Source organism: Methanoregula sp. (genome assembly GCF_049510175.1).
Taxonomy (GTDB): Archaea; Halobacteriota; Methanomicrobia; order Methanomicrobiales; family Methanospirillaceae; genus Methanoregula.
Genome location: NZ_JBEKZF010000002.1, coordinates 347,420 through 360,102, shown reverse-complemented (window position 1 = coordinate 360,102; position 12,683 = coordinate 347,420). Strand labels below are relative to the sequence as shown.

The 12,683-nt window shown below is 56.5% G+C and carries 17 protein-coding genes and 2 tRNA genes; 10 read left to right on the top strand and 9 right to left on the bottom strand.

Features of this window, described 5'->3' with window-relative positions:
- The first annotated feature begins 54 nt into the window (after positions 1 to 54).
- From ABSG49_RS04890 to ABSG49_RS04865, 6 genes are all read left to right on the top strand, one after another.
- Positions 55 to 126 (top strand) — tRNA-Ala (locus tag ABSG49_RS04890).
- A gap of 71 nt (positions 127 to 197) precedes the next feature.
- Positions 198 to 827: a DUF47 domain-containing protein gene (locus tag ABSG49_RS04885; protein WP_424024983.1), complete on the top strand. Its 630-nt coding sequence runs from the start codon at positions 198 to 200 to the stop codon at positions 825 to 827.
- A gap of 5 nt (positions 828 to 832) precedes the next feature.
- On the top strand, positions 833 to 2,014 hold the full coding sequence (locus ABSG49_RS04880) for an inorganic phosphate transporter (RefSeq protein WP_424024982.1): 1,182 nt from the start codon (positions 833 to 835) through the stop codon (positions 2,012 to 2,014).
- A gap of 58 nt (positions 2,015 to 2,072) precedes the next feature.
- Entirely contained in the window at positions 2,073 to 2,702 is a 630-nt protein-coding gene (locus ABSG49_RS04875) for a DUF47 domain-containing protein (RefSeq protein WP_424024981.1), read from the top strand.
- 27 nt (positions 2,703 to 2,729) lie between these two features.
- Positions 2,730 to 3,761 (top strand): inorganic phosphate transporter, encoded by a 1,032-nt coding sequence (locus tag ABSG49_RS04870; RefSeq protein WP_424024980.1) that lies wholly within the window; start codon positions 2,730 to 2,732, stop codon positions 3,759 to 3,761.
- A gap of 169 nt (positions 3,762 to 3,930) precedes the next feature.
- The gene (locus ABSG49_RS04865; protein WP_424024979.1) at positions 3,931 to 5,121 is read left to right on the top strand and encodes an inorganic phosphate transporter; all 1,191 of its coding nucleotides are present in this window, start codon (positions 3,931 to 3,933) and stop codon (positions 5,119 to 5,121) included.
- Positions 5,122 to 5,193: 72 nt separating this feature from the next.
- On the opposite strand, the gene ABSG49_RS04860 is transcribed toward ABSG49_RS04865, so the two are convergent.
- From ABSG49_RS04860 to pyrH, 3 genes are all read right to left on the bottom strand, one after another.
- On the bottom strand, positions 5,194 to 5,841 hold the full coding sequence (locus ABSG49_RS04860) for an endonuclease III domain-containing protein (protein ID WP_424024978.1): 648 nt from the start codon (positions 5,839 to 5,841) through the stop codon (positions 5,194 to 5,196).
- 7 nt (positions 5,842 to 5,848) lie between these two features.
- A tRNA-Pro gene (locus ABSG49_RS04855) sits at positions 5,849 to 5,923 on the bottom strand.
- A gap of 397 nt (positions 5,924 to 6,320) precedes the next feature.
- Positions 6,321 to 7,025, bottom strand: coding sequence for a UMP kinase (gene pyrH / locus ABSG49_RS04850; protein ID WP_424024977.1), 705 nt, complete (start codon positions 7,023 to 7,025; stop codon positions 6,321 to 6,323).
- On the opposite strand from pyrH, the gene ABSG49_RS04845 reads away from it, so the two are divergent.
- The 4 genes from ABSG49_RS04845 to ABSG49_RS04830 all read left to right on the top strand — a co-directional run bounded on the left by ABSG49_RS04845 (position 6,991) and on the right by ABSG49_RS04830 (position 9,114).
- A complete protein-coding gene (locus ABSG49_RS04845; protein ID WP_424024976.1) occupies positions 6,991 to 7,227 on the top strand; it encodes a hypothetical protein in 237 nt (78 codons plus the stop codon). The genes pyrH and ABSG49_RS04845 overlap by 35 nt on opposite strands.
- A 37-nt stretch (positions 7,228 to 7,264) precedes the next feature.
- Positions 7,265 to 8,278, top strand: a complete 1,014-nt coding sequence (gene amrS / locus ABSG49_RS04840; protein WP_424024975.1) for an AmmeMemoRadiSam system radical SAM enzyme — start codon at positions 7,265 to 7,267, stop codon at positions 8,276 to 8,278.
- On the top strand, positions 8,268 to 8,762 hold the full coding sequence (locus ABSG49_RS04835) for a Mut7-C RNAse domain-containing protein (RefSeq protein WP_424024974.1): 495 nt from the start codon (positions 8,268 to 8,270) through the stop codon (positions 8,760 to 8,762). Before amrS ends, ABSG49_RS04835 begins: the two co-directional genes overlap by 11 nt.
- An 82-nt stretch (positions 8,763 to 8,844) precedes the next feature.
- Complete coding sequence (locus tag ABSG49_RS04830; protein WP_424024973.1) at positions 8,845 to 9,114, top strand: DUF4405 domain-containing protein; 270 nt, start codon at positions 8,845 to 8,847, stop codon at positions 9,112 to 9,114.
- A gap of 34 nt (positions 9,115 to 9,148) precedes the next feature.
- Here the strand turns inward: ABSG49_RS04830 and ABSG49_RS04825 are convergent, their stop codons facing one another.
- The 6 genes from ABSG49_RS04825 to ABSG49_RS04800 all read right to left on the bottom strand — a co-directional run bounded on the left by ABSG49_RS04825 (position 9,149) and on the right by ABSG49_RS04800 (position 12,600).
- On the bottom strand, positions 9,149 to 9,838 hold the full coding sequence (locus tag ABSG49_RS04825) for a molybdopterin-dependent oxidoreductase (protein ID WP_424024972.1): 690 nt from the start codon (positions 9,836 to 9,838) through the stop codon (positions 9,149 to 9,151).
- Between the two features lie 66 nt (positions 9,839 to 9,904).
- Positions 9,905 to 10,684 (bottom strand): alpha/beta fold hydrolase, encoded by a 780-nt coding sequence (locus ABSG49_RS04820; RefSeq protein ID WP_424024971.1) that lies wholly within the window; start codon positions 10,682 to 10,684, stop codon positions 9,905 to 9,907.
- 140 nt (positions 10,685 to 10,824) lie between these two features.
- Positions 10,825 to 11,163 (bottom strand): hypothetical protein, encoded by a 339-nt coding sequence (locus ABSG49_RS04815; protein WP_424024970.1) that lies wholly within the window; start codon positions 11,161 to 11,163, stop codon positions 10,825 to 10,827.
- 243 nt (positions 11,164 to 11,406) lie between these two features.
- On the bottom strand, positions 11,407 to 11,934 hold the full coding sequence (locus ABSG49_RS04810; protein ID WP_424024969.1) for a ferredoxin-thioredoxin reductase catalytic domain-containing protein: 528 nt from the start codon (positions 11,932 to 11,934) through the stop codon (positions 11,407 to 11,409).
- Positions 11,931 to 12,212, bottom strand: a complete 282-nt coding sequence (locus ABSG49_RS04805; protein ID WP_424024968.1) for a glutaredoxin family protein — start codon at positions 12,210 to 12,212, stop codon at positions 11,931 to 11,933. The genes ABSG49_RS04810 and ABSG49_RS04805 overlap by 4 nt, the downstream gene beginning before the upstream one ends.
- 109 nt (positions 12,213 to 12,321) lie before the next feature.
- A complete protein-coding gene (locus ABSG49_RS04800) occupies positions 12,322 to 12,600 on the bottom strand; it encodes a ferritin-like domain-containing protein (RefSeq protein WP_424024967.1) in 279 nt (92 codons plus the stop codon).
- Positions 12,601 to 12,683: the final 83 nt, after the last annotated feature.

Below are 12,683 nucleotides of genomic sequence, written 5' to 3'. Positions count from 1 at the left end.
CCCGGGGCGGGACAAACAATTCTTTTAACCTTTGGCAACCTAGTAGATAGGAGCGGGCCGGTAGATCAGTGGTAGATCGCTTCCTTGGCATGGAAGAGGCCGCGGGTTCAATTCCCGCCCGGTCCATGTTTTTGTTTTTTTATCCCGCTCTGTACACACTTTTTTATACTTGCGGATTAAGGGTAAGTCTGAAGAATATGCGCATCCGTGACCTGATTCTGCCGCAAGACAAGGTATTTTTCACGCTGTTCCGGGAGATGGCGGAAAAGATAACAGAGGCCTCAGCAACCCTCAACGAGATCACCCACGAACTTCCCGGGGGGACCGAGAAGGCCCATAAGGTGCGGCAGATCGAACATCTCGGGGACGAGATCACCCGGAAGATCTTCGAGCAGCTGGACGAATCGCTCATCACCCCTCTCGAACCGGAAGAGATCGCACGGCTCGCACCGGCGTTCGACGATGTACTCGACAAGATTGACTGGGTCACCCACCAGTTATGCAATTACGGGATCCCGGCAACGAACGATGTTCTCAAGGAATATTCCTACCTTATTCACCTATCGAGCACGGAGATCAGCCATGCGGTCAGCAGCCTGTCCACGCTGAAAAACCCGGAAGAGGTGAAGACCCATTCCCGCGAGATCAGCCGGCTGTACAACCTCTCGACGGAACTCCTCTCGCGTGCGGTCCTGGAACTGTTCAAGACACAGGACCTTCTCATGATCATCAAGCTCAAGGATATTTACGAAGGCATGGCGAAGGTGATGGAGAAGTGCAATGATGTCGGACACACCTTAAACGACATTGCGATGGCCCATGCATGATTGGTATGGACCCTCTCGTTCTCTTCGGCATCATCCTTGCCCTTGCTCTGAACTTTGTCAACGGGCTGAATGATGCCTCGCATTCCATAGCCACGGTTGTCGCAACAAAAGCCCTGTCACCGGGCAAGGCCGTTCTGTACACCGCGATCGGTAACATGATCGGCCCGTTCCTGTTCACGACCGCCGTTGCAGCCACCATCGGCACGGCGATCGTGAGCCCGAGCGGCCTCACCCCGTTCTCCATTGTCGTTGCGATGGGCGCCGCAATCATTCTCGTGTTTGTCGCGACCCGGGCCGGCATTCCCATTTCGAGCAGCCACGCGATGGTGGGCGGGCTGATCGGTGCCGGGATTGCAGTCGCAGGACCCGGGGCGGTCATCCTTCCATCGGTAAGTACGCTGACCCAAGTGCTCATCTACGGCCTGATCGGTGGCGTCACCGGGGCACTCGTCCTGGGACTGTTCACCGCCTCGTTCAAAGAGGACATCCGCCTCGGCGCCATGCTCGGTGCAGTCTGCGGTGCCGCCATCATCATCCCGGTGCTGATGCTTGCCGGGGTCATCAGGATTGCCGGGCTCCTCGCGATCGTGCTCTTCATCTTCATCTCCCCTATTATCGGTATCATCGGCGCCTTCCTCTTTGATATCCTCATTTCCCATCTCTTCCGGCACTCCCGCCGGAACCGCATGGAGCGGATCTTCCAGCCCCTCCACGTGCTCGCCAGCCTGGTCCAGGCCACTGCCCACGGTGCCAATGACGGCCAGCATGCGGTCGGTGTGATCACGGCCCTGCTGGTCTCCTCCGGTATCCTCCTGACCTTTGATGTGCCATCATGGGTCATCCTCACGTCGGCAATTGCGATCGGCCTTGGCACCTGCTTCGGTGGCTGGCAGGTGGTTGACAAGATGGCCAAGAAGATCACCAGGATCCGCCCGTACCAGGGGTTCTGTGCAGCAACTGCCAGCAGCGCTATTCTCGTTGCCGTTACGGAGGTGGGCATTCCGGTCTCGTCGACCCATGCGATCAACGGGGCGATCATCGGCGTCGGGGCTACACGGGGCAAGAATGCGGTGCAGTGGCGGGTCGTCCGCGAGATGATGACCGCATGGGTCATCACCATTCCCCTTGCCCTCGCAGTTGCCTGGGCCGGATATTTCGTGGTCTCGTTTGCCCTGAGGGTAGTATAGAGTTAATCATATTTCGCTATATTTTTAACATCCACTGTCGATTACCACTGGGTTTGTTATGGGTCTGCGGGAATTGCTGATACCTCAGGACAAGGTCTTTTTTGACCTGTTTGAACAACAGGCGGGAATCGTGAAGGAAGCGGCGTGGCAGCTCGTCGCCCTCACTGAGGACTTCACGAATGTCAAGGAAAAACGTCATGCGATCGAATTGCTGGAGCATCAGGGAGACCAGCTCACCCATGAAATATACGACCAGCTGAACCGCACGTTCATCACGCCGCTGGACCCGGAAGAGATCTCCCGGCTCGCTTCAACCATGGACGACGTGCTGGACTATATCGACGGGGCGACCGAGAAGATGTATTATTATAACATCGAAGCCTCCGATTCGCACATGATCGAGCTGGCAAAACTCATCCATATGTCCACGGTCGAGATTGTCGGGGCTGTCAAGGGTATCCGGTCAATCAAGGACCCGCGCTATATCGAGGAACGCTGCATCGAGGTGAACCGTCTCGAGAACCTTGCAGACGACGTCCTCGCCCACGCGGTCACCGACCTCTTCAGGACAAACGACGCGATCGCGATCATCAAGTTCAAGGATATCTACGAGCACCTCGAGACCGCCACTGATTATTGCGAGGATGTGGCAAACGTCCTCTCCGATATCGCGATACGGCACTCGTAAGGGAACAACAGGGATCGTTGAGGGAGAATGATCGAAGCCACGTGGGGACTGATTGTTGCCATCATCGGGGTCGCACTGGTCTTTGATTTCACCAACGGGTTCCATGACTCGGCCAACTCGATCTCGACGGTCGTCTCCACCAAGGTCCTTTCACCCCGTAATGCCGTTGCCTTTGCTGCATTTTTCAATTTTGTCGCCGCGTTCGGGTTCGGTGTCGCAGTAGCAAGTACCATCAGCAAGATCATCCAGCTGAATTACGTACTGACTGAAGTGATCCCCTATATTGTACTGTCTGCCCTCATCGGTGCTATCAGCTGGAATATCATCACATGGTTATCCGGCCTTCCCACCTCATCCTCCCACGCTCTCATCGGGGGGATGACGGGGGCCGGTATTGCGGCAGCCGGGTTTGCCGCAATCAAATGGTCAACGGTCGGACAGGTCGCACTCTTCATGATCCTCTCACCATTGATTGGCTTGGTATGCGGGTTCCTGTTCATGGCTGCGATCCTCAACCTCACTCAAAAAGCAAACAAACCCACGGCAGAAAGCCATTTCAAGCGGCTCCAGCTCTGTTCTGCAGCAGCGTACAGCTTCAGTCACGGTACCAATGATGCACAGAAAACGATGGGTATCATTGTGCCACTCCTCTTTTCCATAGGATATTTTGGTGCAGCGGCAGATCCCAACAACCTGCCGGTTCCCATCTGGGTCATCCTGCTCGCCCACACCGCTATCGCTCTCGGGACGCTTTCAGGGGGATGGCGCATTGTCAAGACTATGGGCTACAAGATCACCAAGCTCCGCCCGGTACATGGTTTTGCTGCAGAAACGGCGGGAGCGGCAACGATCCTCGGGGCTTCGGTAATGGGAATACCTGTCAGTACAACCCATGTCATCTGTTCGTCCATCATGGGGGTGGGGACGACCATGGGCGCGAGCACGGTGAAATGGGGGGTGGCGAGGAGGATCATGTGGGCATGGATCCTGACCATCCCGATCAGCGCCCTCATCGGGTTTACTGCGTTTACGGTGATCCGGGTGGTCATCGGGTATTAATCAGGACGGCGACCCCGCTATTATCCCAGGTCCATCAAACAGTTCCTGAAATGGTGCTTTTCATCCCACCCTTTTTTCTTCTCATGCGTACAGAGGACAACTATACAGCCGCCACTGCTCCGGCCATCACATGCGGGCCCGGTAAAATACCCACGAATTCTTGACCATCATGGAACCGTTCATCCTCTTCGGGATCATTCTTGCGCTCGGCCTTGCATTCGTCAATGGGCTCAACGATGCCTCACACTCCATTGCAACCGTTGTCGCCACCCGGGCTCTCTCTCCTGCAAAAGCGGTCTTCCTTACGGCAATCTGTAACATGCTGGGACCGTTCATCTTCACCACAGCGGTCGCAGCTACGATCGGGACGGCGATTGTCACACAGAGTGCCCTCACCCCCGCATCGATCATCGTCGCCATGGGGTCGGCAATCATCCTTATCGTTGTTGCTACCCAGGCCGGAATTCCGCTCTCGAGCAGTAACGCAATGATCGGAGGCCTGATGGGGGCCGGTGTCGCAGTCGGAGGGATCGGAGCGGTCATCCTCCCTGGCGGGGAAACCATCGTTCACGTCATACTCTTTGGACTGGCCGGTGCCATTGCAGGTGCTCTCGTCCTCGCTGCACTGACTGCATCATTAGGTGCGGACGTGCGTCTCGGTGTAGTCATAGGTGCGATCTGCGGGGGGGCATTGATCATTCCGGTCCTGATGGTAGCGGGCATACTGAAACTGTCGGGTCTGCTGGTTGTCGTACTCTTTATTTTTATTTCACCCATCCTCGGGATGGTATCGGCATTTCTGTTAGATATTATCATTACCCACATCTTCCGCCACTCCCGCCAGCACCGGATGAAACGGATCTTCCAGCCGCTCCATGTCCTCTCCTGCCTTCTCCAGGCAGCCACCCATGGGGGAAACGACGGCCAGAATGCCGTGGGCCTAATCACGGCCCTGCTGGTGGCGTCAGGTATCCTCGCAAGCTTTACGGTGCCGCTCTGGGTCATCCTCGCTGCCGCCATTGCCATTGGCCTTGGCACCTGTTTCGGCGGGTGGCAGGTCGTCGAAAAGATGGCCCGCGAGATCACGAAGATCCGACCGTATCAGGGGTTCTGTGCAGCCACAGCCAGCAGCGGGACGCTCGTCATGGAGACGCTGTACGGCATTCCCGTCTCCTCGACGCATGCGATCAATGGTGCGATCGTCGGGGTAGGAGCGACACGGGGAAAGGATGCGGTCCAGTGGAGGGTTGTCCGGGAGATGATGATCGCATGGGTCATCACCATTCCGCTGGCATTTGTATGCGCCTTTGCCGGTTTCCAGCTCTTCTCGCTGATCCTCCCGCTCATTGGCATGGCCTGATGGCAGGAAATGATCAAACATTACAACAGATTGAGAATATGATGAATCCGGGACTCACAGGTTTTGGGTATATTATTTCTTCAGATCCCGGAAATACCGGCAATATTCCGTGATCACGCATTCACTGCACAGCGGTTTCTTCGCATCGCAGGTAGTCCGGCCGTGGGCGATGAAGACATCGGTGACATCCCCCCACAGGTCCCGCGGAAATAAGGCCATGAGATCGTGCTCGATCACACTGACATTATCAGTATCCGAGAAGCCAATCCGCTGTGCCAGCCGGCGGACATGGGTATCGACCGCAATACCCTCGTTCCTGCCCAACGCATGGTATAGTACAATATTCGCAGTTTTGCGCCCCACGCCCGGTATCGTGAGAAGTTGCTCCATCGACTCCGGGACAGTACCACCGAATGTCGAGATGAGAGCCTGCGATGCGGCGATGATGTTCTTCGCCTTCGCGTGATAGTAGCCGAGGCTGTGGATGATCGGCTCCACGTCCTCAACCTTCGCCTTCGCGAGTTTTGCAGGGGCAGGGTATTTTGAGAAGAGCGGTTTTTTCACTTTGAGGACGGCCCTGTCAGTCGTCTGGGCGGAGAGGATGGTGAGAATGAGCACTTCGAACGGTGATCCCCGGGCAACGGTCTCGGGCGACTCCCGTGCATCAGGATAGCGTTTAATGAGGAGAGAATAGATCCGTGTAGCGTCCTGTTTTTTCATGACTCAATGGGGTAGGGCGGATTCGAACCGCCGTCAAAGCGTCCCAAACGCTCTAGGATGGACCAGGCTACCCTACTACCCCGCGCCATCATACCTGTGCCGGGAAAATAAAAATAGGTAGTGGTAGTGGAAGGATAGAAGAGAGAAACCGCTCATGACATTCTGAGTGAACACCACTATTTTTTCCGGATGGTGTAGCGTTAAACCTTTGGGCGAGGGCTCCCCGCCTCAGGGCCCTTCCGGGGCACGGCGGGGCAGGGAGGTTTTTTAGGATTAGTATTTGAGCCGCCGCGGGGAGACAATCGTCGCATCAGCGAGGATTGGCTGGAGAAGAATCCGTGAGGATTCTTCGACTGTGCCCTGTCGGGGGCGGCGGCATATATCGCATATGGGGGTATGGAGGCATTAGCCCCCATGAAAATACAAGTTCATATTTCGCAAAGGGACAAAACCAAAATGATATTTAAAAATTTCACCAATCACAACGGCAGTGGCTTCTTCTTCCCGTCAGAGACCACCGTGCCGGTAAATTTTCCTTTGAGGATCGCGTTTGTTAGGTTCTTTGGTTCGCGCCCGTCAAGGACAACAAGCGGAATGTGGCTCCGCTCCACGACACGGGCGGCAACCACATCGAGCACGTTATTGGAACCGGCACCAAGAGCCAATGCGCCCACGATCTCCAGCAGTTTTTTGGGTGTCATCTCGTCAAACCGGGTCGCCCCGGGGTCCTTCCCCGGGTCGGCAGTATAGATCCCGTCAACCGAGGTCGCGTTGATGAAGACCGAAGCCCCGACCCGCTCGGAGAGGACCGCTGCGACCGCATCGGTTGTCTGGCCCGGGGTGATACCACCCATCACGACGATCTTGCCGGACTCTCCGAACTTCTTTGCCTCTGCATGGCTCTCCGCGACTTTCGGGTAGGCGTCCTCGCCAAGTGCCGCGATCAGCATCGTTGCATTCAACCGGGTGATCAGAATACCGACTTCGTCTGAGGTGCCCTCGTCGATCCCCAGTTCACGCGTGATGCTGATGTAGCGCCGGGCCTCACCGCCGCCCCCGACCACCACGTAGAGTCGGTGCTTTTTTGCGATCTTTTTCAGTACAGGGACGTATTCCCTGATGGTATGGTTTTCAAGGGACGGGATCAGGATGGAACCGCCCAGCGAGATGACGACCTTCTTCATTGCACTAGTTTTTGTACCGGATGCTCATATAGAGTTGTTGACCATGTTCTACTGCCCGGTCTGCAAGAGCCAGGAGATCTACCCGGTCGCCGGGGGATATCTCGGCCAGGTCTATGCCTGCAAGAAGTGTAAATACCGAGGGTCGTTTGTCCTTGAGATCGACGAGGACAGTGCAGTTCCGGAAGAGGCAGACAAGGAGTAACAAAAACCCGGAATATCCCTGATAAGGAGGCCTGTTGATGCACGAGGCACGCCAGTATAAAAAGACGGAGAACAATACGGCGACATGTTCCCTCTGCAACCACAGGTGCGTGATCAAGGAGGGAAAGCATGGGATCTGCGGGGTCCGGATCAATGAGAAGGGGACCCTGTATGCCGGGACGTACGGGAAGATCAGCGCAGAGGCTGTCGATCCGATCGAGAAGAAACCGCTCTTTCACTACCTCCCCGGGACCATGTCCTACTCACTGGGCAGCGTCGGGTGCAACTTTCACTGCCAGCACTGCCAGAACTGGCACATCTCCCGGGCAGAGCTCGACTCTGAACATCTCCGCTCACTTTCGCCGGAAGAGGGGGTGAGCCGGGCGATCGGCAGCGGCTGCCGGAGCATCTCGTGGACCTACAACGAGCCGACCATCTGGCACGAATATACCCTCGACATGGGCACGCTCGCCCGTGCACGGGGGCTTGGCACCTGTTACGTGACCAACGGGTATATCACCGAGGAGGCCCTGCGGGAACTCTCGCCCATGCTCGGTGCGTTCCGGGTGGACCTGAAAGCCTTCACGGACGATTTTTACAAAAAGATCTGCGGGGCGCGTCTCCAGCCGGTGCTCGACTCCTCGGTCCTTGCCCGGGAACTCAGGCTTCATGTCGAGACCGTGACACTCGTCATCCCCGGCCTGAACGACAGCATGGAGGAACAGGAGCAGCTGATCCGCTGGGTGATCGAGCACCTCGGGCCCGATACCCCGATGCACTTCTCGGCGTTCCACCCGGATTACAAGATGACCGACCTGGGGGGAACGCCGGTTGCAATGCTCGAAAAGATCTACACCCGGGCCAGGGAACTCGGGCTCCGGTTCCCGTACCTCGGCAATGTGTACCACCACCGGTACGAGAACACGTACTGCCCTGCCTGCGGCGCAACCCTGATCGAGCGCCAGGGCTTTTCGAGCCGGTTCCGGGACCTTGACGGGACGCAGTGCGGGAAATGCGGTGAAAAGATCGGGATCGTGACCCATGTCGGATGATACCCGTGCAGAGAGCCGGTTCATTGCAGACCGCATGCTTGGCACCCTGACCCGTTACCTCCGGTTCATGGGATACGACACGCCGAGTGCAAACGGCCTTGCGGAAGGGAACACAAAAGAGGACACGCTCCTCCTCGACATTGCCGTGCAGGAACATCGTATCCTCCTGACCCGGGATGCTGAACTCGCCCGTCGCGGGAAAGATCACGCGGTCTTCGTCCGATCCGGAGACGTGATGGAGCAGGTGCAGCAGCTGATCGATAACGGGCTCATCGAGCGGCGGCTCACCATGAGCCGGTGCTCGCTCTGCAACACGTTGCTGCGGGATGCCCGTGCTGGTGAGATCGATGCCGCGGAGTATGCGCCACGGGACAGGGACGGGCTGGTATTCTTCTGGTGCAATCACTGCCGGAAACTGTACTGGAACGGGTCGCACGGGAAACATCTGGAGGAGCGGATCGGCAGAGAATTAAAGAACAGATGACGCAGGTTCCGGATACATGCCCTCCCGCAATCTCCATTATCTTCCGCCACCATATCGTCAATCGGGATCAGGTGATGAGCGGATGAACAGGAAAATCCTCAAATGGTCGTTGGACCTTGCCATGGGCATCACATTCGTGATCTGTTTTGTAACCGGTCTTCTGAAATTCACGCTGTTGCTACGGCTGACCGGGCTGAACGGACTCGTCCTGCCGTCTGCTTTTATTTCAGATCTGCATGACTGGTCCGGCATTCTTCTCGGGTTGCTGGTCTTCGTCCACCTCTCCCTGAACCGGAACTGGATCATTTCCATGGCCAGGCAGGTAATAAAAGGTGCACCAACAGATAACTGATCCTTTTTGCAGGCATATCGCTTTGGGGAAAAAATCAATTCCCGGAGAAACTGCTGTTGAGGTCCCCGGAATCTGAATACCCACGCTGCTCCCAGTAGCCCCGGTACGAGGGGTCATCTGAGAGTTCAATTTTTTCGATCCACTTGATCCACTTGTACCCCCACTTGTCCTCGGCAACAAGCTGGAAGGGGTACCCCCGTTCCACCGGCATGGTAACATTGTTCATCCGGTATGCCATGATGATGTCCCGCTGCGTGAAGTAGGTGAGTGGGAACGAGGTGGTATAGCCGTCACGGGCGGTGAAGATCACGGTGTTTGCCCGTGGATCTGCCCCCGCGTCAGCGATGAGGTCCCGGACGAGCACCCCCTCCCAGAGGATCGTGGCATCCCAGCCCTCGACACAATGGAGGGTGACCACCTTCGAATAATGGGGATACTTCGCAAGCACCTCATCGTAGGTGTATACCACCGTCCGGTTGGTCAGGCCCGTCACGGTCAACCGGTAATCCGAGATGTTGATGTGCTGGGGTCCCGCAATAGAATTTTCCCGGAAATCGTTGACAGAGGAGAGGTCCTTTCCCTGGTATGACCGTATCTCGACCGGGGCGAGCGGGTACGGGCTGCCCGGGGCCGGTGCAGCGGATGGCCCCCGCACGACGACAAGAGCCACTGCAATGACGGCAATAAGAACAATGACAACTGCCGCAAGCCTGCCTGTATTCATACAGGGGAAATGGGTGCTCCGGTTCAAAAAGGATTGGATAGGGGCAGAGGGGGAGGCAGGCTGCTTTCAGATCGCCCCGACGACAGCCTTGTAAAATTCCTCTGATGCAGTGCGTTCGATCCAGGGGCGGTGGCCGCATTTTTCCAGGAGCACGAAACGGAAATCCGGAAGTACCTTTGAGAGGGGGTCGTTCACGCCTTCGGCCGGGTGTGGGTCCCAGTCGCCATGGATTGCAACCACCGGGCACCTGATGGCCTGTGCCATCTGGAGGAGGATCTGTTTCTGCCGCAGTTCGCACGCCTCGTCCCAGACCCCCCTGAAGACATCGTACTGGCAGTGGAATCCTTCGTCCGGTACATTCACCGGGTCATAGGCATCTGCGCGGGCAAGCAGGAGACCGAGCCGGGCAAGGAGGTCATTCTTATTGGCAGTACCCGGATCAGCGATCTGTGCAAGCAGCTCCTGTGCTTCAGCCTGGCCTTTTTTATGGAGACGTTTCATCCGGGTCTGGGTGATCGCGGCGGCGTACTGTTCCTCAAAGGGCGGGCTGCTGACAAGGATCAGTTTTTTGACCAGTGCCGGGTAACGGGCGGCAAGCAGGAAGGAAAGGAATGCACCCCACGAGAATCCCACGAGCGTCACGGGTACTGTGCCGTGCTCCAGGAGCACCGAGCGGAGCTCCTGGACCTGCCCGTCCAGTGTGGTCTCGGTCTGGAATGGTTCAAGCACGCCCTTTACTGCTGAAAGCTCGCGGGCCAGCGGTGCCACCTCGCCGGGAGCCCCCGGGCCCCCGTGGATCACTGCCACGGAATATGGCCCGTGTCCCCATTTCCGTACCGGTGTCATACAGATAACCGGTTACCCTGCCGGAGTATAAATTGTCCCCGGTCCGGGAATGGATACACGAGAAAGAGGGCCGGTCCCCGGGCCTTACCGGCTTTTTTCATCAGCACAAGCAGCCCGTCAAGGATGAACCGGCATACCGGTCAGAGTTCCTTCTCAATCTCGTTTTTGATCCGGTCGAGCGTGATCCGGCCGATCTTCGTCACCCTGCCATTGACAAGGACCATGGGGATCGGGGGATATTCGCGCTCGATGATGGTCTTGATCCGTTCGGGTACACCGTTGTCAACCAGGGTCAGTGTGAGGTCTACCCGGTTGCCGTAAGTCTCCAGAAGCACTTTTTTGAGTTCATTGAATGCATCGATCAGTTTTCCCGAGAGATAGCAGCCTGAAAGCCCGCAGGTGCGGTCCTCATCGCAGGGAAAGGGAGAACAGTCTGAGGTATTCAGGCCTACGATCTCGACATGAACGATTCCTGCCATACCCTCAATTTTGGTCAGGAGAGTATTTGAAGAATGCCTGCCGTTCCATCAGGAAGGGCAGGCAGGAGAAGAATTGCACAGCAATTCTTGGACTTGTTGAGGGTCGAAGACCCGAGACAGGAGAATCGGGGAGGTTCATTAGAACCTCCACGATGAGAAGTGAGGCTGAAAGCCGAACTTCGAAGAGCCGTCAGGCTCTTCGACCAATTCGAAACTTGAGAGCCACCCAAAGAAAAAATAAGATTAGATGAACCGTTCAAACCGGTCTTTTTTCGCCTTGCAGATCGGACAGATGCCCGGAGGTTGTTCTCTCGCGCAGAGATACCCGCAGACTTTGCACCGCCAGACCGGGAGCGGGAGGGCGAGGGCAGGTAATGGACCGGACGGGAAGGTCGGGACTGTCATCTCCTTCTTCTTTCCGCGTTCCGCGCGGGGTGGCCGGCGCTCGGGAACCGGCGCTGCCGGTTTTGTCCCGTTCGCTATTGCCTCGTTGACGTAAAGGGCACAGTAGCAGGCCCCGTACTCCTCAATATCCGCGTCGCGGTAATCACAGGGGCAGATGATATCCAGGTCTTCCTCTTTTTTTCCGGACGCCAGGCGGCAGGGACAGGCCCGGTACCCGTACCGCTGTTCGTTCCGGAGCAGTCCCCGGACCAGGTTTTTCGAAAATTCCGCATCCGTATTGAGAAGGTAGCCACCAGCGGTCGCCTCCTTTTTCAGGAGCTCGTGCACCCGCTCAACATCCAGCTCGTTGATTCCCGTGAAGTTCATGCACCAAGGGCCTCCCGTATCTCCTGCTCGCGGAACCCGATGATCACCTTGTTATTGTCGATGACGAGCGTGGGAAAAGAGCCGTTCGGATTGAACTTTTCTACCACGTTCATGACGTCATCCTGCTCCTTTCCCTCCAGGAGGTCGACATAGGCATAATCGAATTCAACGCCCATCTGGCGCAGGAGTTCTTTGGTCTTTGCGCACCACCCGCAGGTGGAGAGTGCATACAGCATGATTTTTCCCTGGTTCTTCCCGTTCACGTGTTCAACTGCCATGAAAAATCCACTTCTCAGGTATTTGAAAGGAGATTGCGGTAAATACTATTTATAACCGGGGATCGTGTGCTAAGAAAGCCTGAAGGAAAAAAGGTGATGGGAAAGACCATCACTTGTTCTTCATGATGATCCCGACATCCTCGAGAAGGGCCTGGAGATCTTCCTCGTGCTCGACTTCCGGGGAAAGGATGGTAAGGAACATATTATACGAAACCGGGTCCTCGTCCCGGGTCTTTTTCATGAGGGCGTTGCAGGTCTTGATCGCACACTGTTCGCCCTTGATGTTCTGTTCCGGCACCTTGACGATGAAGGGGTCGTCCGGCGCGTCATACCCGCAGTTGGTGAGCTTGTACCAGTCCTGCGGCCGGAAAACCACCAGCGCCGGCAATGCGGATCTCCCGCTGCCCGTGCAGACAGGACAGCAGATGGTACCTGCATTATCGTTAATAACTATTCAGGCACATTAGATAT

Excerpts from the sequence above, each read along its gene's own strand:
- ABSG49_RS04885 (WP_424024983.1), top strand. The coding sequence starts at position 198 with ATGCGCATCCGTGACCTGATTCTGCCGCAAGACAAGGTATTTTTCACG.
- ABSG49_RS04880 (WP_424024982.1), top strand. The coding sequence starts at position 833 with ATGGACCCTCTCGTTCTCTTCGGCATCATCCTTGCCCTTGCTCTGAAC.
- ABSG49_RS04875 (WP_424024981.1), top strand. The coding sequence starts at position 2,073 with ATGGGTCTGCGGGAATTGCTGATACCTCAGGACAAGGTCTTTTTTGAC.
- ABSG49_RS04870 (WP_424024980.1), top strand. The coding sequence starts at position 2,730 with ATGATCGAAGCCACGTGGGGACTGATTGTTGCCATCATCGGGGTCGCA.
- ABSG49_RS04865 (WP_424024979.1), top strand. The coding sequence starts at position 3,931 with ATGGAACCGTTCATCCTCTTCGGGATCATTCTTGCGCTCGGCCTTGCA.
- ABSG49_RS04860 (WP_424024978.1), bottom strand. The coding sequence starts at position 5,841 with ATGAAAAAACAGGACGCTACACGGATCTATTCTCTCCTCATTAAACGC.
- ABSG49_RS04845 (WP_424024976.1), top strand. The coding sequence starts at position 6,991 with ATGGAACCGCCCAGCGAGATGACGACCTTCTTCATTGCACTAGTTTTT.
- pyrH (WP_424024977.1), bottom strand. The coding sequence starts at position 7,025 with ATGAAGAAGGTCGTCATCTCGCTGGGCGGTTCCATCCTGATCCCGTCC.
- amrS (WP_424024975.1), top strand. The coding sequence starts at position 7,265 with ATGCACGAGGCACGCCAGTATAAAAAGACGGAGAACAATACGGCGACA.
- ABSG49_RS04835 (WP_424024974.1), top strand. The coding sequence starts at position 8,268 with ATGTCGGATGATACCCGTGCAGAGAGCCGGTTCATTGCAGACCGCATG.
- ABSG49_RS04830 (WP_424024973.1), top strand. The coding sequence starts at position 8,845 with ATGAACAGGAAAATCCTCAAATGGTCGTTGGACCTTGCCATGGGCATC.
- ABSG49_RS04825 (WP_424024972.1), bottom strand. The coding sequence starts at position 9,838 with ATGAATACAGGCAGGCTTGCGGCAGTTGTCATTGTTCTTATTGCCGTC.
- ABSG49_RS04820 (WP_424024971.1), bottom strand. The coding sequence starts at position 10,684 with ATGACACCGGTACGGAAATGGGGACACGGGCCATATTCCGTGGCAGTG.
- ABSG49_RS04815 (WP_424024970.1), bottom strand. The coding sequence starts at position 11,163 with ATGGCAGGAATCGTTCATGTCGAGATCGTAGGCCTGAATACCTCAGAC.
- ABSG49_RS04810 (WP_424024969.1), bottom strand. The coding sequence starts at position 11,934 with ATGAACTTCACGGGAATCAACGAGCTGGATGTTGAGCGGGTGCACGAG.
- ABSG49_RS04805 (WP_424024968.1), bottom strand. The coding sequence starts at position 12,212 with ATGGCAGTTGAACACGTGAACGGGAAGAACCAGGGAAAAATCATGCTG.